This is a genomic window from Ructibacterium sp. SJQ-7 (assembly GCF_054696575.1).
Window position 1 is genome coordinate 2,629,185 of the sequence record NZ_CP195193.1, and the last position, 22,995, is coordinate 2,652,179.

Annotated in this window: 15 protein-coding genes and 1 tRNA gene; 12 read left to right on the top strand and 4 right to left on the bottom strand. The window is 39.3% G+C overall.

The features are described from left to right. Positions 1–6: 6 nt before the first annotated feature. Entirely contained in the window at positions 7–273 is a 267-nt protein-coding gene (locus ACSAMO_RS11495; RefSeq protein WP_412578241.1) for a DUF6275 family protein, read from the top strand. A gap of 2 nt (positions 274–275) precedes the next feature. After that, the gene (locus ACSAMO_RS11500) at positions 276–1,076 is read left to right on the top strand and encodes a CHAP domain-containing protein (RefSeq protein WP_499209366.1); all 801 of its coding nucleotides are present in this window, start codon (positions 276–278) and stop codon (positions 1,074–1,076) included. A 366-nt stretch (positions 1,077–1,442) separates the two neighbouring features. On the opposite strand, the gene ACSAMO_RS11505 is transcribed toward ACSAMO_RS11500, so the two are convergent. Continuing rightward, positions 1,443–1,526: transfer RNA gene (locus ACSAMO_RS11505), tRNA-Leu, on the bottom strand. A 194-nt stretch (positions 1,527–1,720) separates the two neighbouring features. On the opposite strand from ACSAMO_RS11505, the gene ACSAMO_RS11510 reads away from it, so the two are divergent. The 3 genes from ACSAMO_RS11510 (at position 1,721) to ACSAMO_RS11520 (ending at position 11,008) form a co-directional block, all read left to right on the top strand. Beyond that, complete coding sequence (locus ACSAMO_RS11510; protein ID WP_499209367.1) at positions 1,721–5,614, top strand: SGNH/GDSL hydrolase family protein; 3,894 nt, start codon at positions 1,721–1,723, stop codon at positions 5,612–5,614. An 82-nt stretch (positions 5,615–5,696) separates the two neighbouring features. Continuing rightward, entirely contained in the window at positions 5,697–6,653 is a 957-nt protein-coding gene (gene spoIID / locus ACSAMO_RS11515; protein WP_499209368.1) for a stage II sporulation protein D, read from the top strand. Positions 6,654–6,778: 125 nt separating this feature from the next. Then, a complete protein-coding gene (locus ACSAMO_RS11520) occupies positions 6,779–11,008 on the top strand; it encodes a rhamnogalacturonan lyase family protein (protein ID WP_499209369.1) in 4,230 nt (1,409 codons plus the stop codon). A 25-nt stretch (positions 11,009–11,033) separates the two neighbouring features. Here ACSAMO_RS11520 and ACSAMO_RS11525 read toward each other — a convergent pair whose 3' ends face one another. The 3 genes from ACSAMO_RS11525 to ACSAMO_RS11535 all read right to left on the bottom strand — a co-directional run bounded on the left by ACSAMO_RS11525 (position 11,034) and on the right by ACSAMO_RS11535 (position 14,282). Further along, positions 11,034–11,180 (bottom strand): hypothetical protein, encoded by a 147-nt coding sequence (locus ACSAMO_RS11525; RefSeq protein WP_022230876.1) that lies wholly within the window; start codon positions 11,178–11,180, stop codon positions 11,034–11,036. A gap of 139 nt (positions 11,181–11,319) precedes the next feature. Next, positions 11,320–12,117 carry a prolipoprotein diacylglyceryl transferase gene (lgt, locus tag ACSAMO_RS11530; RefSeq protein WP_499209370.1) on the bottom strand — a complete coding sequence of 266 codons (798 nt, stop codon included), beginning with the start codon at positions 12,115–12,117 and terminating at the stop codon, positions 11,320–11,322. A gap of 2 nt (positions 12,118–12,119) precedes the next feature. Beyond that, a complete protein-coding gene (locus ACSAMO_RS11535; RefSeq protein WP_499209371.1) occupies positions 12,120–14,282 on the bottom strand; it encodes a Tex family protein in 2,163 nt (720 codons plus the stop codon). Between the two features lie 402 nt (positions 14,283–14,684). On the opposite strand from ACSAMO_RS11535, the gene mraZ reads away from it, so the two are divergent. The 7 genes from mraZ to mraY all read left to right on the top strand — a co-directional run bounded on the left by mraZ (position 14,685) and on the right by mraY (position 22,974). After that, entirely contained in the window at positions 14,685–15,128 is a 444-nt protein-coding gene (gene mraZ / locus ACSAMO_RS11540; RefSeq protein ID WP_022230879.1) for a division/cell wall cluster transcriptional repressor MraZ, read from the top strand. Positions 15,129–15,185: 57 nt separating this feature from the next. Continuing rightward, positions 15,186–16,118, top strand: coding sequence for a 16S rRNA (cytosine(1402)-N(4))-methyltransferase RsmH (rsmH, locus tag ACSAMO_RS11545; RefSeq protein ID WP_308456910.1), 933 nt, complete (start codon positions 15,186–15,188; stop codon positions 16,116–16,118). A 35-nt stretch (positions 16,119–16,153) separates the two neighbouring features. Beyond that, positions 16,154–16,675 carry a hypothetical protein gene (locus tag ACSAMO_RS11550; protein ID WP_499209372.1) on the top strand — a complete coding sequence of 174 codons (522 nt, stop codon included), beginning with the start codon at positions 16,154–16,156 and terminating at the stop codon, positions 16,673–16,675. 73 nt (positions 16,676–16,748) lie between these two features. Continuing rightward, positions 16,749–19,022 (top strand): penicillin-binding transpeptidase domain-containing protein, encoded by a 2,274-nt coding sequence (locus tag ACSAMO_RS11555; RefSeq protein ID WP_022230882.1) that lies wholly within the window; start codon positions 16,749–16,751, stop codon positions 19,020–19,022. A 21-nt stretch (positions 19,023–19,043) separates the two neighbouring features. Beyond that, on the top strand, positions 19,044–20,480 hold the full coding sequence (locus ACSAMO_RS11560; protein WP_499209373.1) for a UDP-N-acetylmuramoyl-L-alanyl-D-glutamate--2,6-diaminopimelate ligase: 1,437 nt from the start codon (positions 19,044–19,046) through the stop codon (positions 20,478–20,480). Between the two features lie 76 nt (positions 20,481–20,556). Then, positions 20,557–21,927, top strand: a complete 1,371-nt coding sequence (locus tag ACSAMO_RS11565) for a UDP-N-acetylmuramoyl-tripeptide--D-alanyl-D-alanine ligase (protein WP_412599060.1) — start codon at positions 20,557–20,559, stop codon at positions 21,925–21,927. Between the two features lie 21 nt (positions 21,928–21,948). Next, positions 21,949–22,974: a phospho-N-acetylmuramoyl-pentapeptide-transferase gene (gene mraY, locus ACSAMO_RS11570; RefSeq protein ID WP_022230885.1), complete on the top strand. Its 1,026-nt coding sequence runs from the start codon at positions 21,949–21,951 to the stop codon at positions 22,972–22,974. Positions 22,975–22,995 lie beyond the last annotated feature (21 nt).

Here is a 22,995-nt window from a genome sequence, read left to right on the forward strand (position 1 = left end):
TAAAATATGACGGATAAAATTTTTATAAACGCAGTAAAAACATTAATCGCAAACTATTTCAACAACAATGTTGATGTGACAGACGGTAAGAAAATCACCACAGATGATGTGTATATCGTGTGGAGCTGTAAGACATTGCAGAATTTTAAAGCGTTGGCGTCAACAACTGTATCGGACGGAATGTATTACGAAATTACATATAACGGTGATAAAAATGAGATGTATTTTGACGCATATAAAAAATGGAAGAATATGACCGTAAAGGAGTGGTGATAATGTCGGCGATAGATAAATTGATACAAATAGCCAATGCAGAGGTTGGCTATTTGGAAAAGTCAAGTAATTCACAGTTAGACAGCAAGACAGCAAATGCCGGTACTGCCAACTACACAAAATATTGGCGAGATATTAAACCCGAATACCAAGGACAACCGTGGTGCGCGTGTTTTGTAACGTGGTGTTTTGTCAATGCGTTTGGAAAAAATAATGCACAAAAATTATTAAAACATTATCCGTATGTGTATTGTCCTACAATGGCAAATTTGTTCACATTAAATGCAAATCCAAAAGTAGGCGATATTGTTATATTCAAACACAACGGAACATTTACACATACGGGAATTGTTACAAGCGTAAACGGCGATTATTTTACAACAATCGAGGGCAACACAAACGGAGGTAGTACCATTATTGCAAATGGCGGCGGTGTTTGCCGAAAAGGTTATTATAACAGTAATTTACCGGGGACAAAATTCAGTACACCGGATTGGAGTATAGTCGAAGAAAGTGAGGATCTAACAATGTCACAGTACAATGAATTAAAAGAATTAATTGAAAAACAGTCGGCGGAAATTGCCGATTTAAAAAACATCAACCAACAGTTGGTGAATGTAGTTCAAACTACAATGGTATACGATTTCAATGATGATAATATGCCGTCGTGGGCGCGTCCTGCGGTGCAGGCGGCTATGGACTGCGGTGCGCTTGTCGGTGACGAGCAGGGTAGATTAGGTTTATCCTACAAGGATTTGCGTACAATCTGCAGGGAATACAGATGCGGTATGTATAATAAGTAGCTTTGAGGGTGGTGTATTACCACCCTTATTTTTTTACTTACGATTTACAATTTATTTACAAAATATCAAATAATATTGCAATTAATCGGCATATGTTGTAGTATGTTTTATATGGAAGATGTGGTTACAGATTTCATTATTTAATATAAAAAACAAGTCCGTTGTACTTACAAACGGGCTTGTTTTTTTATTGTATCACGCTCTGTTTTTGACTGAAATTTGACTAACATTTGACTAACAGACTAATAAAAAAGTATAATATTTTAACACTTTTTATAACATTTTATCACTTTGATTTTCTTCTTAAAAACATTAAAAAACCGCATAAACACTTGATATTCAAGCATTTATACGGTTTATAAGTTTTGGTGCAGATGAAGGGACTTGAACCCCCACGTCGGTGACACTAGATCCTAAGTCTAGCGCGTCTGCCAATTCCGCCACATCTGCAAACAACATAGTGAATTATATCAGATACACATACATTTGTCAACACTTTTTTTTAAAAAAATTATAAAAATATTTTTCAGATAAAAATTTTAGTGAAATTGTAAAAAAGGACTGTACAAAATTTAATTGTTATAGTATAATTATGTTATTAATGATTAGCGATCATCAAGCTAAGAGAGAGAGGAGAAAAGAAAATGGAGAAAAGAAAAAAATTGCTGTCTGCGATACTTTCTGTATCAATGATTGCAAGTGCGTTCACTGCATTGCCTTTATCAGCAAGCGCAGAGGGTGAACAAAATTCCGGTGAAGAAGTTACTGCGACTGTTTCACCAAGTACAACGGCTGGAGTTACTACAACAGACGAACCTGCTACAGCTGCAACTCCGGAGGCGGCAGGCGTTGTTTACGAAGATCAAAAAATCAAAATTACAAATGCTAAAGCTGACAAAGTAACAATCGTAATTTCAAAGTATTACGATAACAAAACTTTAGCAGGCGTAGAACTAAAGGAAAATGTTAAACTTGAAAACGGTAGCGGTGAAGTTGCTTACGATTTACAAGGTAAAGCGGCTAAAATTATGGTTTGGGATGATATAAAGACAATGACACCTTTATTTGCAACAACAAGTGTTGAAGGTACTGTTGATCCGGCACCTACTCTAAAGCCGACTGCACCTACAAGCCAGCCGGAAACAACACCGACGGCTGAGCCTACTGCAACACCGACAGTTAAGCCTACAGAAGTACCGAGAGAATATACAGAGATATATACTCAGGACTATGAAGATGTAGCAGATACATCTGCATTAAAGAATATTTGGGCATCAGCAAACTATGCAGACGGTATTACTTTGGGTACAGATAATACTAAATATGCACAGTACACTGACGCAGATAAGAATACAAGAAGTGCAACATCGGCATTTGATGTTGATTTGTCTTCTCAAGATAAGTATGCGGTAGAATTTGACCTTGCATTAACTAAGTCAAGCAAAGATGATGTACAATTTGTTGTAGCATCAGGAACTATGCCGACTGCAAACACAGGTATGACTTCAAATTATATCTTCAAGATAAATATGGCAGGTAATTCTAATAACTGTAAGATTAATGACGTTGACGCGGCAACCGTAACTCTTACAGACGCAGCTTGGTACCACTATACAATATTGGTTGACAAGAACGAAGGCTTGGCAACTGTCAATATCACAGATAAGAGCGGTGAAAAGGTTGTAGACAAGTTGATTGTTCCTACAAACGGCGTTAATGATAAGATTACGGGTATCTTATTCTTGTCAGGACGTTATCAGAGTGTTATGAAGTTGGATAACATTGTTGTTCGTACAACAGATAAGTATGATGAGTTTGGTCAAAAGGCAGAAGAAACTCTATCAAAAGTTGAATTTGCTTCTGAACTTAATACTACAATTAACCAGCCTAATGAAGGCGAGCCTGTACATAAGCCTATTGCAATTAAGGCAACAGGTATATATGGCGGCGACCTAACAAACAAGGAAGGTCTTAATGTAGAATGGACAGTTACAGGTCTTGATAAAGAAGACGGCTATATTTCACTTACAAAGGCAGAAGGTACAGGTGAGGGTACTGACGGTGAAAGCCCTAACGGAAATACCACTGCTTACTTCAATGTAAGAAACGGTGTTTCAAACTGGTTCGGTAAGGTTACTGCAAAGGTAACATATCTTGATGAATCATTTGAAATATCTACTCCGTTTGCCGTAATCGGTGCGAGCGGTTCAACTAATATAGCTCCGGATGCCGGTTATCCTGAAAACATGAGTTCATATGACGATTCTCTTGTAGGATACACAGCTACATCAAATACAATCAATTCAAAGGATCTTGTTCTTAACGGCTGGTCAATATACGGTTCAAACGGTGTAAGAACTCTAACACTTAAGAAGGATGAAGATAATACAAAGTATCTTCAATTTGCATCAAACGGTGGCGGCGGTTCAACTGTCGGTGTATATCAACTTGCAGAACAAGCGTCACAATATATCGTTGATATGAAGGTTAGATTTACAGGCGGTGCAATGGCATTCGGTCACTACGGTAATACACCGAATAATGCAACTAATAATCCTAACTGGACAGTATCATACGGAAGTGGTGCTTTGACGGTTGGCACTCAGTCAATTCCAGGTGTCAACAGTGAAGATTGGTACAGAGTAATTGTTTCTGCAGATGAAAGCGTAGGAACTTACTGGGTTAAGGTATATAATGACGCAGGTACTCTTGTAGGCGAAACAACAGCTGAAGCTATGAGTTCTACATATACAGAAACACAGAAATATTTCTGTTTCCAAGGTACATATCCTGTAGATTTGGCAAGCTTCAAAATTTACACACCTACAGCCTCAACAATGACTGTAAATACTGAGGCAGAAACTATCCAGGTTCCTGAAACAGGTGCAAACAGTGCAACAGCAGAATTAACTGCTATAGTTAAGGATACAGACGGATATAATATCTCAGGTGCCGTTACTTGGTCACTTGCTGATGAATACACAGGTGTAAGCATTGCAAGCAAGGATGCTCAGACAGCGACTTTGACAGTAACAGACGAGGCGGCTGCCGGAACTGTTACAGTAGTTGCAACTTACGGTTCAAAGAGAGTTGAAAAAGAAATTTCTCTATCAACAACAGGTAATGCAATCGCATTTACAAAGTCGTCTTCAAGCATAACAATTCCGTTTGAGGGTTCTGATGCCGTAACAGGTAACTTCGCGGCAGAAGTAAGAGACAAGGCAGGTCAACCTGTTGAGGGTGCAAACGTAACTCTATCACTTGTTGATGCTGCAGGCACACCGGTGACAAATGCGAAGGGAATTACATTCGATGCAACAACAGGCGTTTTGACAGTTCAGGCAGGTGCAGTATCAAAGGTTCTTTATGTTAAGGCGGTTGCAACTGTAGGTGACGAAACTTTGACATCAAGAGTTAAGGTTAATGTACACGGTTTGTCATTTGCATTCGGAAGTAATGATCCGTCAGACGACAGCTTTACAAAGGTAACAGCAGCTGACGCATATTCAGATAAAATTGGTTACGGTTTTGATGATACATCAGTAGTAACAAGTGAAGAATCAGATGTAAAGGGTACTGCGGCATACAGATTTAAGGCTAAAGTTCCTAACGGTAACTATGTTGTTAAGGTTACAACTTCATCTGCAACAATGACTTCTGAAGTAGTTGAAGGAGTTGCGGCAACAACAGGAATTACAAAGACAGGTACACAATTTAATGTAGCAGTTTGCGACGGTGTACTTGACCTTACATTTGAAAGCGGTTCAACATTGTCAGATTTGACAATTACACAAGCTGCAGCTAAGGCAGCACTTGCTAAACCGGCAGTATATGCTATCGGTGACTCAACAACAAATAATAATGCATCAGGTAACATTTCATGGGGTAACCGTGTAGGTAATGGTGTAGCAGTTCCTGATACATTCTCATCATTCAGCAATAACGGTATGGCAGGACGTGATTCTGTAAACTTCTATAACCAAGGCAGAGTTGAGACAGTTCTGTTGAGCGTTTGCCCTGGTGACTATGTAACTGTTAATATGGGTATCAACTCAAAAGAGGCAGGTGAATCTGCATCATACTACACATTGCTTAATAACTACTATGTAGAAGGTATTATTCAACGTGGTGCTATTCCTGTAATTGTTACAGCTACACCGCTTGGATTCAGTAGTTCACAGTATCCGTATAATGCATCAACAGGTAAGTTTACAGTAAATCGTGGTACAGGTGCTCATAACGGTGATTTGAGAAAAATTGCTCAATCACATAATTTGAACATTATTGAATTGGGTTACTATTTTGAAGATTACTTTAATAGTCTAACAGCTGAAGATGTTGCAGCTTATAACGCTGAAAACGGAACAAGCTTTACATCACAAGTTGAACTTGTAAAGAGCTGGTATGGTGACCACAACCACTATAAACAGTATCTTGCTGATAAGATTGGTTCATATATCCTTGACAGTGTGTCGAAGATTGCAGGCGGAAGTACAAACTTCAACCAGGCAAATGATACACACATCAATGAACAATAATCAACTTAAAAGAACTTCCCAAACGGGAAGTTCTTTTTTTGTGCCTGCTTCCATATACATAAACTAAAAAGGGGATTTGGGTGTGAAAAAAGTACTTTTAGTAGTTGTTATAATCATTTTTATTACGTTGCTTTTGCCGCTTGCGATAGTTTGGTTAATCGGTGGCAGTGGAGAAGGACAAAGTCCGATTGAGAGCGGAACGGTAAGTGTGTATGTGTCAGAAGAAGATTGTGTTAAAGATATGGATATTAATGAATATTTAAAATGCGTGGTGGCGGCGGAAATGCCTGCCGATTTTGAGGAAGAGGCATTAAAGGCACAATCCGTTGCGGCAAGAACTTATCTGTACTCACATATTGCCGAAAAAGACAAAGGCAACATTGCCGAAAGACACAACGGTGCGGTGATATGCACCGATTCAACGCACTGTCAGGCGTATATTTCGGAGGATAAGCGGAGAGAAAGCTGGGGTGCCGGTGCCGATGAAAATTGGAACAAAATAAGCACAGCGGTTGACGAAACTACAGGACAGATAATGATATACAACGATGAAATAATATCGGCGGTATTTCATTCAACTTCGTCGGGTATGACGGAATCGGCAGTTGACGTTTGGGGGGCGGACGTGCCGTATTTGCAAAGTGTTGCAAGTACGGGAGATGAAGAATCACCGAAGTATCACAGTGAATTGACATTGAGTGAACAGGAATTTAAAAATATTGCGGAAGAAAAAATTGACGGTGTGGATTGGAATAATGGACTTGTATCGAACATTAACCGCTCAAATGCAGGCGGTATTGTAACAATTGATGTAGGCGGAGTGAATATAAAAGGAACAGAATTTAGAAATATATTTTCACTGCGTTCCGCAAATGTTGAAATATCGCAAGAAAACGGCAATATAAAAATGAGCGTAAAAGGGTTCGGTCACGGCGTTGGTATGAGCCAGTATGGTGCAGATTACCTTGCGAGGCAGGGAAAGACATATGAGGAAATTTTAAAAACTTATTATACAGGTGTTGAAATAGAAAACAGGTAAAATTGCACAAAAAATGATACGAAAATTTGTGACTTAAAAAAAAATATGACTGTTTTTTATATTGAGAAATTCCGTAAAAAGTTATAAAATATTATTATAATTATTTTTGAGGGAGAGATTTAATAATGAACAGAAAAGTGATAAGTGCGGCGGTTGCAGTTGCAATGACCGCCACAATGAGCAGTTTTGCCTTACCGGCAAACGCCGCGGAAGTTAAAACTCCGCAATATCAAACAAACGCACGTCAAATGGAAAAGCTTAATCGTGGATTGATTGCTGTTAAGACAACGGCAGATACACGAGGTCAGGCAGTTAACGGTGTATATTTGAGTTGGAGATTGCTTGGTGACGAAAGTCTTGAAAATCAAGCATTCGATATTTATAAAAACGGTACAAAAATACATACAACAGGTGTACATGACGCTACAAACTGGATTGATACATCGGGTACTGCATCGGATAAATACAAGGTTGTAAAAGCGGGTGAGGACGCGTCTAAGGAAACTGAAGTTACACCTACTTCAAACAACAACTGTGCAAAGTCAAATGAAGTCGGAAATGGAAACAGTGAGAAAAATTCATTTACATATGTAGATATTCCTATTTCACGTCCTGATCCGGTAGAAAGAATGGGTGACGGCAAGATTTCAAATTATTACACTGTTGACAAAAGCCACGAAGGCGGTGCGAATGACGCGTCTGTCGGCGATCTTGACGGTGACGGCAATTATGAAATTGTATTAAAGTGGGACCCGACAGACTCAAAAGACAGTGCCGGTGCGGATTTTACAGGTAATGCATATATTGACGCATATAAGATTGATCCGAACAATGACGGTTATATGTGGCGTATTGATTTGGGTAAAAATGTTACATCAGGTGCACACTATACGCAATTTTTGGTGTATGACTTTGACGGTGACGGAAAGTCAGAAGTGGCAATGAAAACAGCACCCGGTACGGTTGATGGCACAGGTCATTACGTTACGGAAGTCGGTGATACTGACGAAATCAGAAATACCGACAATACAAAATCATATATAGGCACAAGCGGAAGATTAAAGGGTAAAAATCCGTTTACGCAGTATTTAACCATATTTGACGGCGAAACAGGTGCCGCACTTTATACAACGGACTATATTCCGTATGATGCGGCAGAAGATCAATATTGGGGCGACGGCAAGGCAAAGTATAACAGAAGTGAAAGATACCTTGCGGCAGTGGCTTATCTTGACGGTATTCATCCGAGTATCGTTATGTGCAGAGGTTATTATCACGACTCTGTAATTCGTGCATATACATGGGACGGTACTGAACTTACAATGCAGTGGGAGCATAAAGGTAAGAAGAGTGCAAGTTCAACGACACTGTACGGACAAGGAAATCATAATCTTTCTGTAGGCGATATTGACAATGACGGCAAGGACGAAATTGTTTACGGAAGTGCCGCACTTGATGATGACGGTAAAACAGTTCTCGGAAATACAGGTCTTGGACACGGTGACGCAATGCATATGAGCGACTTTAATAATGACGGCACTCAAGAAGTATTTTCGGTAAAAGAGGAGCAATTTAAAAAGTATGCCGAAGATTTAAGAGTCGCAAGCACAGGAAAGCATTTTTGGAGTTCCGGAAAACTTGTTACATCAGATGATAATGGCAGAGGCGTTATGGATAACATTGACGATGATTATGCAAAGACGCATCCAAATGCATTGGCAATAGGTTGGAGCAGCGGAATTGCAAATGCTCACGACTTAAACGGTGATGATGTTGCCGCAAAACCAGCTGGTGCGGGAAGCGGTACCTTTGATAATTTCCTTGTATATTGGGACGGCGATTTGAGCCGTGAGTTGCTTGACGCAAACATTATCCAAAAATATTATGCCGCAACAGGTACAACAAAGAGATTTTACGGTCCGTCAGACGGATACACACTTACAGGCGGTTCTACAAACAACTACTCAAAGAGAAATCCTTCACTTGTTGCCGATATTTGGGGCGACTGGCGTGAAGAAATTATAATGCCGGTAAACAAAGGCTCGGCAACGGATCAGGCATATTTGAGAATATATACCTCTACAATGCCTACAGATTACAGAATTACAACATTAATGCACGACTGTCAATACAGATTGTCAGTTGCGTGGCAGAATGTCGGATATAACCAACCGACACACGCAAGCTATTATATAGGTTCTGTGGCACTTGCAACAGACGAAAGCGGCAATACACTTAACTATCTTGCACCGGCAGTACCTTATACAAAGGTGACATATTCGGCACCGGAGCAAGTAGCGGTTACGGGAATGACTTTGGAGAAAAAGTCAATAGAAGTTGAGAAAGGCAAGACAGAAACAATCAATGCGATTATCACACCTGAAAATGCGACAAGAAAGGGTATAACTTGGACTTCGTCCAATACAAATGTGGCAACTGTTACAAACGGTGTTGTGAAAGGTATATCAGCCGGAACTGCAACTATAACGGCAACAACCAAAGACGGTAACTTTACAGATACTTGTGAAGTGACTGTTATGCAAAATGCAGTTACGGGCATAAGAATTTCAGAAAAACTAATTGATTTGGGAATGGAGAATAAAAAGCAAATTACCGCAACGGTAATGCCTGATGACGCTACGGATAAGTCTGTAGAATGGACATCGGAAAATCCTGAAATCGCAACAGTTTCGGACAACGGAACAATTACCGGTAAAAGCTACGGCAGAACAGTTGTAACCGCGACTACAACAGACGGCGGATATACCGCAAAGTGTGTGGTAAGAGTTAAACCGATAGATGTAGTTGACGCAACGGGTAACAATGAGTTTGTATCGGAAAACACTGATGCAAATACTTCATTTACAGGAAGTGCCAACAGTGCAATGATTTCGCAAACAGGTGCGTCTGACGGTGCGGAGGCACATAAAGATTTTGAAGTTTATGACAGCGGTAAGGTTGAGCTTGAATACAGACTTACAACAGGCGGTGTAAAGGTTGACGGTTCAAATTGGAACTGGACAGGACATGAATATACAATGGGGATGAAACTTCTTGACAGTGAGGGCAACAACATTGTGAATGTATATCAGCCGTATACTACAAAGGCTCAAAATTTGATGGCACAAACTTCTGCCGATTCTGCGGCAGCTGCTGTAACTGCATCAGGTTCGGGTTGGTCAAACAGCGGTAACGTTGTAGGTAATATTCAAGGTAGCTCAAAGCGTTGGAAAGTAAAAGTCACATTGGATTATGATAATGATAATTGCACTGTAAAGGTTACAGGTACAGACGGAACATGGGCAAATGATGACGGCGTAATGCAAAGAACATTTGCACTAAAGGGTGCTAAATTCAAGATATTAAGTTTGTATACACAAAAAATGGAAGATTATGATTCAGCTACCTTGACGGCTTCGCCGAAAATCGAAAATCTTTCATACAGTAAATCAACAACTGTTTCCGGTGCGACAGAAGAACTTTATAACAAAGGCGGAGATAGTAAGTTTACTGACAGTGATATAACAGATTGGACACAGACAGGCACAGATACGGCTACACTTACTTTAGACAGTGACAATAACCGTATTTTATACAATCCTGAAAAGCCGGGTGCTGAATATAGTGCAGAAAAGACTTTTGCCGTGAAAGATAATGCTATTGTAACTTATGATGTTGATTGGTATTTCGGAAGTGCAGTAGGCAGAGATGGTAACTTTGAATATCTTCAAATCGGTAATATCCGTCTTGGTTGGACAAACGGATATAAGGTGTTCCTAAGCAGTGACGGAGGTGCAACATGGCATGACAGTGACAGTGACGGCACAAATGACAGCATATTCAACGGTGCAAATCAAACATACACTAAGAATGTTAAAGTGACGGTTAATACTGCTACAGGTGTAGCATCACTTTGGTTTGACGGAACAAAAGTAGGCGATTATACTACAGAAAATGCGGTCAATGCTATTAAATTCGGATTTACTCGTGCCGGTGCGGCACCTAACTGGGCTGTTCCGAACGGTATCGACAGAATTAAAGTGTCACAATTTGTTCAAGGTGAAGAACCTCTTGAATTTTCAGAAGTGAAAGTAAGCGGAAAAGACGATAAGACTGCTACGGTAACATATGCGGTTGTTGATGAAGATGTTGATGACATTTCATTGATAGGTGCATTATATGACAAGGACGGTAAACTTGTTGAAATCAAGACAGTTCCTGTTGCCAATGTTGAAAAAGGCAAATATTTGAACAGTGAAATTGTTTTTGAAAACAGTATCAAAGAAAATAATTTGAAAGTATTTATGTGGAATTCGCTTGGCAGTATGACAGCACTTTGCGAAAATGCTCAATAACAAATTTAAAAACAAAAATCGCAGACTATAAGGTCTGCGATTTTTTTAATGTGTTATTCAGTATGTTTTCGAGTTCTATTGCTTTTGATACGACTTCGGGGTCGGAAAGACAATAATTTTTTTCAATTATAAGATTATCAAAATCTGTTTTCAGTTGTTTAATGTTGTTCATTTATGTATGCTCCTTTCGATTACACGGTTATATGTAAACCACTGTTTGTTGTATTTATTTTACAATATATGATAAAACTTGTCAATATATTGTGGTATAAAAGGAGCAACTTTCGTGTTGCAGAAAATGACACAATCGTTTACATTTCGCTCTCTTTCTTCGCTTTAACCTGTAAAACGACAAAAGCTGACACAGCGGCAATCATAAACAGTATTGCAACAAGCTGAGAAATGCCGAGAACATTTGGAATTACATATAATATATAATTCGGATTTCTCATACCTTCAAGAAACAGTCTGCCGAATGAATACCAGAAAATATAGAAACAAAATACTTGTCCGTTATTCTTTTTCTTGTCACGAATCAGAAGAAGTATCACAAGTCCGATAACATTCCATATCGATTCATATAAAAATAATGGGTGAACAGGTGTTGCACCGTTTATGGACATACCGAAAAGGCTGTTTGTTTCACCGCCGTACACTTCGACGTTTACAAAGTTTCCGAAACGTCCGATTGCTTGACCGATAAAAAGACCGGGTGCACATACGTCAAAGACTTTGGCGATATTCAGCTTTTTAACTTTGCAGTATATAACGGTTGAGATTATCGCACCGATAATACCGCCGTAAATAGCAAGTCCGCCGTTCCAGACTTTAAACATATCGGCTATCGAGTCAAATTCATCGAGTGCGAAAAGCACATAATATATTCTTGCGCTGATTATTCCGAAAATAAGTCCGAACAAGGCGATATCCCATACATTATCTTTTTTCACACCACGCTTTTCGCAGGTTTTATAAACGAAAAACAATCCTAAAAGAAAACCCGAAAGAATGATAAGCGCATACCAATAAATAGGCTTTGAACCTATTGAAAATGCGACAGGTGAAATGTTTAGAGAAATACCGAGTTTAGGAAAAGCAATGTTGTTCATAATCATACCTCCTTCATAGTAAGTGAAATACGTTTTTTCGGTACGTCAACTTCAAGTACACGAACTTTCACAACGTCACCGACTGAAAGTACGTCGGTTGGGTGCTTGATGTATCGGTCACATATTTGCGATATGTGTACAAGTCCGTCTTGATGAACACCTATATCGACAAATGCACCGAAATCTATAACGTTTCTCACCGTTCCCGTCAGTACCATATCCGGTTTTAAGTCCTCCATTGAGAGAATGTCGCTTCTTAAAACAGGTTGCGGCAATTCTTCACGCGGGTCGCGACCTTTTTTTATAATACTGTCGGCAATGTCTTTTAAAGTGATTTCACCTATTCCGAGTTCTTCGGCTAATTTATGTGTATTTTCTTTCGACAGACGTTGCTTTAAATCCGCAACTGTGCCGTCTTGAACGTCTTGTTCGGTATATCCCATATGTTTAAGCAGCTGCGCGGCGGCTTTGTAGCTTTCAGGGTGGACGGAGGTGTTGTCAAGGACGTTGTCACCGTCTGTTATACGCAAGAAACCTGCGCACTGCTCAAATGCTTTTGCACCGAGTTTGGGCACTTTCAAAAGTTCTTTTCTTGTATTGAATTTACCGTTTTCTTCGCGATATGTGATTATGTTTTTTGAAACGGTTTTGTTAATTCCGGCAACATATGAAAGCAGTGACGGAGAGGCGGTGTTAAGGTCAACACCGACACTGTTTACACAATTTTCAACCACTCCTCCGAGTGCCTCACCAAGTCGCTTTTGGTTCATATCGTGCTGATACTGTCCGACACCGATTGACTTAGGGTCAATTTTTACAAGCTCTGCAAGCGGGTCTTGCACACGTCTTGCTATTGAAACGGCACTTCTGAGTGCAACGTCATACTGCGGAAATTCTTCGGTTGCAAGCTTTGACGCACTGTAAACCGACGCACCTGCCTCGTTTGTCATAATGTAAAATACTTCTCGGTCAATTTCTTTTAAAAGGTCGGAAATAAATATTTCGCTTTCCTTTGAGGCTGTTCCGTTACCGATTGAAATTAAGTTTACGTTGTTTCTTAAAATCATATCCGTAAGAATTTTCTTAGCCTTGTCTTTGTCGTGGTTAGGTAATGTGCAGTAAACAACATTGGTGTCAAGGACTTTGCCTGTTTCGTCCACAACCGCGACTTTGCACCCTGTTCTGTAACCCGGGTCAAAGCCCATAACGATTTTATCCCTAATAGGCGGTTGCAATAAAAGTCCGGAAAGATTTTGATTGAATACCTTTATTGATGCCTCCTCGGCATTTTCCGTAAGCATATTGCGTATTTCTGTTGATATGGACGGCGCGATGAGTCGTTTATAACTGTCCTCAGCGGCAAGTTTGACGTACTTTGTAGACGGTGATTCGTGTTTTGGAGTAAGTCGTCTGAAAAGATAGTTTGTGATTTTTTCTTCGTCAATATCAATTTTTACCGATAAAAATCCTTCTTTTTCGCCACGATTTATCGCAAGCAATCTATGGTTTGCAAGTTTTTTTATTGGTTCGGCAAAATCATAGTAAAGACGGTATACACTGTCGTCTTCTGTTGACGCTTTTGAAACCAAAAGACCAAAGTCGATTGTTTTTTGACGAATATCTTTTCTGTATTCGGGGTTATCACTGACTTCTTCGGCGATTATATCCATAGCACCGGCTATTGCGTCATCACTGCTTTCAACATCTTTTTCGGTGTCGATAAAATCAAGCGAAATACTTTCTATATTATCATTCGGATTTTGTGCAAGGATAATTTCGGCAAGCGGTGCCAGTCCTTTCTCTTTTGCGATAGTCGCTCTTGTGCGGCGTTTCGGTCTGAACGGACGGTATATATCCTCAAGTTCCGATAATGTTACGGCATTTTCGATTGATTTTGCGATTTCATCGGTCAAATTTTCTTGCTCGTCAATCAAACGCAATATTTCTTCTTTTTTATCTTCAAGGTTACGTAAATATGACAGCCTGTCGTAAAAATCTCGTAATATTTCATCACTTAGAGAACCTGTTGCTTCTTTTCTGTAACGGGCGATGAAAGGAATTGTGTTTCCGTCATCAATCAGTTTTACTGTGTTTGTAACCTGTTCGGGACGCAGGTTAAATTCAGACGTAAGCTGATTTATAATTTTTTCTTCTGATTTTTCCATTATGTATATCCTCCAAAAAATAATGTTTTGTCTTGAAATTGTTCTGTAACAATTCTGCAAATGAATTTTAAAAATTCTATTCACAAACTGAAATATTTGTGATATAATAGTAACAACCACAATATATAGTGTGCAATTATGTAAACTCAACACCAAATATATATGTGATTAAAAATGCAGTTAAGCTAATTATATCCCATTTAGCTTAATTTTACAAGCAAAACAGTAAAATGAGTTAAAATGAGATGTACAAGCTGAAAAAAATACAAAAAACCTATTGCACTTTTGATTGATTTAAGGTAAAATGGAGTTAATGGGAGCGAATTGGAGCGTTTGGGGTGACAAACGGTCAAATTGGAGAGAGTAACCCATAAATCAATAAAAAGGCAGGTGACATTGAATATGGTAAATTTTGTTGACGAATATCCGCGTCAGCTTGACGAGCGCGGAAGAATTATCTTGCCTGCCAAAGTTAGAGAAAATATGTCCGAAACAGTGTACGTTACACGTTCAATGTCAGATAAATGCCTTCAATTATACACACAAGAGGAATGGGATAAGATTTCTGAAAAGATTAATCAACTCCCAACTGCCACAGACAGAAATGCTGCGGCTTTTGTACGTTTGTTTTTCGGTAAGGCTACTTCAGCCGTTATAGACAAGCAAGGCAGAGTGCCAATCGCAAAGCGTCTGATGGAATATGCTAATCTGAAAAAAGATGTTGTGCTTGTAGGTGCAAACACACGTCTTGAAATATGGGACAGTGAAGAATGGGATAGATACCAAGATGAACTTTCAGACGATATTATGATGGACGGAATATTAAATTACGGACTTAATATTTGATTTGAGGTTGTCGATAAAGTGTTGACGGTTCAAAAAATTAATTGAAAGGGAATCAAAATGAAATTTAAACATATTTCAGTATTGTTTGGGGAAAGTATTGACGCGCTGAATATTAAACCGAACGGTATATATGCAGACGGCACACTCGGCGGCGGCGGACATTCGCACGGTATTTTGTCAACAAACGATTCGTGCCGACTTATCGGTATAGACCAAGACAAAGAGGCTATTGCGGCGGCAAAGGAACGTCTTAAAGAATTTGACGGCAGAGTGACGTTCGTAAATCGCAATTTCAGCGAGATTAAGGATATTTTATCAGAACTTGATATTGATGAAATTGACGGTGCGGTACTTGATTTGGGCGTGAGTTCATATCAGCTCGATAATGCCGAAAGAGGTTTCAGCTATATGCACGATGCCGCTCTTGACATGAGAATGAATACGTCTTCGCCGAAATCGGCATATGACGTTGTAAATTCATATTCATGTGAGGAATTGATGCGTATTTTTTATGACTACGGCGAAGAAAAGTGGTCAAAGCGTATTGCGGAATTTATTTGTGAAAAACGTAAAACAAAGCCTGTTGAAACAACATTTGAACTTGTTGAAATCATAAAGGCGGCAATACCGAAAAAAGCCCGTATGGAAGGCGGACATCCTGCAAAGAGAGTGTTCCAGGCGATAAGAATTGAAGTCAATAACGAACTCGGAATATTGGAAAATGCTATTAAAGACTTTGTGTCAAGCATAAAATCTGGCGGGAGATTGGCGATTATAACGTTCCATTCACTTGAGGACAGAATTGTCAAAAAAACATTTCAGGATTTGGCAAGGGGTTGCACTTGTCCGAAAGAATTTCCGGTATGCGTATGCGGCAAGAAACCGGAAATTAAAATTATTTCAAGGAAACCGATTTTACCGTCGGAAGAAGAACTTGAATATAATTCACGTTCAAAAAGTGCAAAATTGAGAATTGCCGAAAAATTATAGGATAGGCTAAAGGATAATTAAGGGAGAGAATTATTGTGGAATACGGAAATTTGGCATATAAATTGCCGGAACAGTATGATGAACCGATAAAAAAGAGAAAACCACAAAAGAGAAAAGAGAAAGCAGTTAATACCACAGCAGTCAGTAACAAGAGGAATCATGAACAAATGCAGTATAAGAGAACAATTTTTCGTGGAATATGCGTGACAGTGCTTTTGGCTGTATCAGCAGGATTTATGATTTCAAAATTCGTTGCTGTGAATGAAATGAACCAGCAGGTTGCGTCACTTAAAAGTCAGCTTACAACGCTTGAATCAGCAACAAGTCAGATGGTTTTTGATCTTGAACAGAGTGTTGACCTTACAAAAATTGAAAAAGAGGCAACAACAAGATTGGGTATGCAAAGACCTGAAAAGTATCAGACAATATATGTAAACGTAAAGCAAGAGGATATGACAGAGAAAACTGCCGGTGAAGTAGAGGGGTTTGGACACGGTATTGTGTCTGTATTGAAAAAGATTGGTGGTAATATTGTACAATTTTTCAGCATAAAATAAAAATGGACTTCTATAATTATAAAATTATGAAAAATGTACATTTATTAAAGTATTAAAAGGAATTGATAAATTAATGAAACCATCATTAAATGAAATTAAAAAGAAAACGATATTTATGGTGTGTATCGTTGCTGTACTGCTTGCGTTGCTTGTTTTGCGAGTGGCATATTGGCAGATAATAAGAGGTGACGAGCTTTCGAGCAAGGCAAAGGCACAACAGCAGGGCAGCAGTATTGTTACAGCGTCAAGAGGAGACATTTACGACCGTAACGGTAAGGTGCTTGCGGAAAGTGCAACGGTAAACACACTTATTTGCAATCCTAAGGATATTGAGGCGGACGGTGACAGTGAAGTAATCGCCGCAAGATTGGCTCCTGTTTTGAATATGGATCAAAACGAAATCCTTAAGATTATAACAAAAAATTCAAGATACCAAGTTATAAAAAAACGTCTTACGAACGAACAGACCGAGGCGGTAAAAAAATTAAGAGATTCAGATGTTGACGCAACGATTGCAAAAGCATTTAAAGGGGTATATTTTGAAAATGATTCAAAGAGATATTATCCGTTCAACGTTGCACCGCATATTTTGGGATTTACGGGATATGACAATAACGGTTTGCAGGGAATTGAACTTACTTTCGACGATGAGCTTATGGGGCGTAACGGAAGTATAGAAACTAATCAGTCGGCAAAGGGTACAACACTTAAAGACCAACAAAATGAGTATTTGAACAGTTCTCAAAACGGTGATGACGTTGTGCTTACGATTGATGAAACAATCCAGCATTTCCTTGAAAAGCACCTTGAAGAAGCGGTTACGGAAAACAAGCTTAAAGAGGGTGCGGCAGGTATTATTATGAACCCGAAAACGGGCGAAATACTTGCAATGGCAACTAAGCCTGATTTTGACGTAAATAATCCGTATGATATTGACCAGTTTGAAAAATATGCGATAGATTTGGGATATGATACATCAGATGACACAAGTGACGATCCCGATGCAACACCGAAACCGACAGAAGATCCGAATAATTTAAGTGACGAGGCCATTGCGAAAATAAGAAATAAAATGTGGAGAAACAAGGTTATTTCGGATACATATGAACCGGGCTCGACATTTAAGATTATTACTGCGGCGGCGGCTTTGGAAGAACACGTTGTAGACCTTAATTCAACATTCTATTGTCCGGGATTTAAGATTGTTGCCGACAGAAAAATCGGTTGTGCAAACAAGAGCGGTCACGGCGCTCAAACATTTGTAGAGGGTGTAAGAAACTCTTGTAACCCTGTATTTATGGAATTGGGCGAAAGACTTGGGTATGAGAAATTTATGGAATATTTCACTGCATTCGGTCTTACCGAAAAGACAAACGTCGAACTTGTCGGCGAGGCGTCAAGTATTTATTACCACAATAAAATGAGTGAAGTCGATATTGCGACAAGTTCATTCGGTCAAGGTTTCCAAATAACACCGATTCAGCTTGTAACAGCCGTTTCGGCGGTTATCAACGGCGGTGAAAGAATGAAACCGCAGATTGTAAAGGAAATCAGAAACTCAAACGGAATTTTGAAAACGTATGAGCCGGAGGTTATAAGCCGAGTTATTTCGGAAGAAACATCTCAGCAAATGAGAGAAATTCTTGAATCGGTTGTATCGTTGCCGACATCAACAGGTAAAAATGCGTATGTAAAAGGTTGCCGTATCGGAGGTAAAACAGGTACTTCGGAAAAAGGTAACCGTGACGAAGAAAAACGTATTGCGTCATTTATCGGTTTTGCTCCTGCAAACGATCCGGAAATAGTGTGTCTTATAATGCTTGACGAACCACAGGTTGATAACAAATACGGCGGTACAATAGCCGCACCTTTGGCAGGTGAAGTTATTGAAGATGTACTAAACTATCTCGGTGTTGAAAAGCAGTACACAGAAAATGAAGAACCAGACGTTAAGCAGGAAATACCTGACGTTAGAACAATGGATTTGACAGAGGCGAAGAAAGCCGTTGTTGACAAAAAGTTGAATGTTCAAGTGAGAGGTGACGGAGATACGGTAGTTGACCAGCTTCCGAAACCGGGTACAATGCTTAACGAAGATTCAACGGTAATATTATATACAGAAGAAATTGACAAAACACATACGGTAACGGTACCTAATCTTAAAGGAATGTCCGTGGATAATGCGAAATATACTCTTGAAATGAGCGGATTGAACTTTGAGATTGTCGGTGCGGGACACAGTGAAGTGTCGAGTGCGTATGCGGTAAATCAGAGCATAGCGGCAGGCGAGGAGGTTACACCTGCAACAGTAATAGGCGTGGAATTCCGCCAAGTAACTTCAGACTAATAGGACAGGGGGAAATGTCAAATGTTAGCAAGTGAATTATTAGGCAGTAAATGGCTTGATGAGCATGAAGATATAGATATAACCGGAATAGCGTACGATTCAAGAAACGTACTTCCGGGAAACGTTTTTGTATGTATCAAAGGCTTTGAAACGGACGGACATAAATATGCAGAAATGGCAGTTAAAAACGGTGCGTCACTAATCGTTGCCGAAGATAAAATAGATGTAGATGTACCTGTTTGGTATGTTGAAAATTCGAGAGTTGAAATTGCGGAAATGGCTTGTAAGTATTACGGCAATCCGTCAAGCAAATTCAAACTTATCGGTATCACAGGCACAAACGGTAAGACTACAATAACATATTTAATAAAGAGTATAATCGAAACAGCCGGTATGAGAATCGGTGTTATCGGTACAAATCAAAATATTATCGGCGACAAGGTACTTGTTACGCAAAGTACAACACCTACAACACCGAACGCACTTGAACTTCAACAGCTGTTTGCGGAAATGGTTGACAGTGATGCGGAATGTGTTGTAATGGAAGTTTCGAGTCACGCACTTGAACTTGAAAGAGTACACGGTTGTCACTTTGACGTGGGTGTGTTCACAAATCTTACACGTGACCATCTTGATTTCCATAAAACTATGGAAAATTACTTAAATGCAAAGGCTAAGCTGTTTAAAATCAGCGATAAGGGTGTTGTTAATTTCGACGACGACGGCGGTAAGAAGATTGTTGCAAACAATGACTGCGATATATTAAAAGTCGGTCTTTCGGACGGTTGCGACCTTAAAGCGAAAAATATTGAAATTTCATCATCGGGTGCTGATTTTGATGTTGAATATGACGGTAAGACATATCGTGTCCATATAGTAATTCCGGGCAAGTTCAGCGTATATAATGCAATATGCGCTATGGGTGCGGCACTTCAGATGGGTATTGATATGGATACCATTATCAAAGGTCTTGAAAATGCAACAGGAGTTGTCGGACGTGTTGAGGTTGTTCCTACAAATACCGATTATACGGTTATAATCGACTATGCACACACACCGGACGGTCTTGAAAATATAATTAAAACCGTTAAAGATTTTGCAAAGGGTGAGGTTATAACATTGTTCGGCTGCGGCGGTGACAGAGATAATACGAAGCGACCGATTATGGGTGAAATCGCCGGAAAACTTTCGGATTACAGCATTATAACGTCAGACAATCCGCGTACGGAAGACCCTGTTTCTATTATAGAACAGATAGAAGTCGGAATGAAACGCACAGACGGAAAATATAAAGTAATAGTCGACAGACGAGAGGCTATCGCGTATGCTCTTGACCACGCAAAGAAAGATGATGTAATCATTCTTGCGGGTAAGGGACAGGAAACATATCAGATAATAGGTAAAGAGAAACACGACTTTGACGAACGTGTTGTTGTATATAAACACCTTAATAAATAATTGAAAAGGGCGGCTGAAAAACTACCGCCCTTATTTTTGAGCATAGGACAAAAAGAGAGAAAGGATTTAATTTATTATGCAGGCAATGACGATTGAAGATGTATTAAAAGCAACTGGGGGAACACTTTTAAGCGGTGACATACACCAAACTTTTAACGATGTAATCAGTGATTCGAGAAAGGTTACGGCAGGTGTGCTCTTTGTGCCGCTTGTCGGTGAAAAGTTTGACGGTCACGAATTTATAAAGGCGGCTTTCGACCTTGGTGCTTCGGCTGTTTTGACACAGAGAGATACCGAGCTTTTAGTAGATAAGACAATCGTAAAGGTTGAAGATACATTAAAAGCATTCGGCGACATTGCAAAGTATTACAAGCAAAAGTATAATGTTCCGACTGTTTCCGTTACGGGCAGTGTGGGAAAAACTACTACTAAAGATATGCTTGCATCAGTCCTTTCACAGAAGTATAATACACTTAAGACAATGGGCAACTTCAATAATGAAATAGGTTTGCCTATTACGATTTTCGGACTTGAAAAAGAACATGAGGCGGCTGTTCTTGAAATGGGAATGAACCATTTCGGTGAAATAGAACATCTTGCTGATATAGGCAGACCTGATGTTGCGGTTATAACAAACATCGGTCAGTCGCATATTGAAAATCTCGGCTCACGCGAAGGCATTTTCAAGGCGAAAATGGAAATGACAAAGCTGTTTACAAAGGATAATACACTTATAGTAAACGGTGATGACGATTACCTTTCAAAAACAAAGGGTATGGGTGAATACAAGGTAGTATATTACGGTATAACAAATCCCGAAAATGATGTTTACGCAAAGGATATTGAAAATAACGGACTTAACGGAATTAAATTCACCGCAGTTGTTGACGGCGGCGAATATCCTATTGAAGTAAATATTCCGGGTAAACATAATGTGTACAATGCACTTGCGGCAATATGCGTAGGACGTGAATTTGATGTGCCTATGGATAAGATTGCAGAGGGAATACGCAGTTTTGAACTTACAAAAATGAGATTGGCTGTTGAAGAATATAACGGTATTACGATAATCAATGACTGTTATAATGCGTCACCGGATTCGATTAAAGCGGCACTCGGAGTGCTTGCGGATACAGATAAAAACAGAAAAGTCGCAATTTTGGGCGACGTGCTTGAAATGGGCGATTTTGCAAAAGACGCACATTACAATCTCGGTAAGGTTGTCAAGGAGAACGGAGTGGACTTGCTTATAACAGCCGGTGAAAATATGAAATATCTTGCACAAGGTGCAAAGGATAACGGTGTAGAAAATATAGTGTCATTTGATAAAACTCTTGAAGTGTGCAACTATGTCAAAGATGAAATCAAGAGCGGTGACGCGGTGCTTATAAAGGCGTCAAGAGGAATGCACTTTGAAGAAGTATATAACACAATTAAAAATAAATAACGAGAGGAAAAGGATTAAAAAATGGAATTGATAAAAGAAATGTTAATGTCATCATTGCTTACACTTGTCGTTGCACTTGTTGTAACGCTTGTGTTCGGACCTGTGTTTATTCCGTGGCTCAGAAAACTTAAATTCGGTCAGGAAATAAGAGAAGAAGGTCCGAAGTGGCACCAGAAAAAATCGGGTACACCGACAATGGGCGGTATTATGTTCATAGTTGCAATGGCGATTGCGATACTTGTAACAACCGTCATTTTTGCAATGAACGGTAATTTTAACACGACATACGCAAGATGTATTGTATTGTTTGTAATTTCACTCGGTTTCGGTGTTATCGGTTTTGTGGACGATTACATTAAAGTAGTAAAAAAACGTAATCTCGGACTTACAGCACCGCAGAAATTCATAATGCAAGTTGTGCTTGCGGCAATTTATATTGCAGTGCTTTACTTCATAGGCGAGCTTGATACGGCGATTAAAATACCGTTTACAAGTATTGAATGGATAATGCCGATATGGCTTTACATACCGTTCGTAATGTTCGTTGTCGTAGGTGTTGTAAATGCTGTAAATCTTACAGACGGACTTGACGGTTTGGCATCAAGTATAACGACAATAGTTGGAATATTCTTTATGCTTGTGTCATATATCGTATTTAAAGAGTATGGCGTGACTGTATTTTCAGCGGCATTAATCGGCGGTTTGATAGGATTTTTGTGGTATAATAAATATCCTGCAAAGGTGTTTATGGGTGATACAGGCTCACTTTTCTTGGGTGCGTCGGTTGCACTTATGGCGATTGACCTAAAAATGCCTATACACCTTATATTGATAGGTTTTGTATACTTTATGGAAACACTTTCTGTAATTATGCAGACTGCATATTTCAAATATACAAAGAAGAAATACGGTGAGGGAAGAAGAATATTCAAGATGAGCCCTATTCACCACCATTTTGAAATGTGCGGTTGGAAAGAAAAGAAAATCGTTGCGGTATTTACATTGGTAACGGTAATTACTTGTGCTGTTGCATATTTTGCAATTTAAGACGAATTAATCGGAAGGAGA